The organism is Sulfitobacter sp. 15WGC (assembly GCF_005068605.1).
GTDB classification, from domain to species: domain Bacteria; phylum Pseudomonadota; class Alphaproteobacteria; order Rhodobacterales; family Rhodobacteraceae; genus Sulfitobacter; species Sulfitobacter faviae.
Window position 1 is genome coordinate 1 of sequence record NZ_SZNL01000168.1, and the last position, 253, is coordinate 253.

The 253-nt window shown below is 66.8% G+C and carries 1 pseudogene; it reads right to left on the reverse strand.

The features are described 5' to 3' along the window. A pseudogene (locus FCK22_RS18415) lies at positions 1 to 253 on the reverse strand (UDP-N-acetylglucosamine 1-carboxyvinyltransferase); the annotation flags it as partial.

Genomic DNA, 253 nt, shown 5'->3' on the forward strand with positions numbered 1-253 from the left:
CTCCCGCGCGGCGTTGTTGATGACGGTGGTGCCCTTGGCAAGGTCGCGGCCATGAGGATATTCTCGGTCGCCCCGACAGAGGCGAAGGGGAAGTCGATCACCGCCCCCTTCAGCTTGCCGCCCGCGGCCTTGGCATAAAGATAGCCGTCCCGCAGGTCGATCTCCGCGCCCATCTTGGCCAGACCGTCGGTGTGAATGTCCATCGGGCGCGCACCAATCGCGCAGCCGCCGGGGAGCGAGACTTCGGCATGGC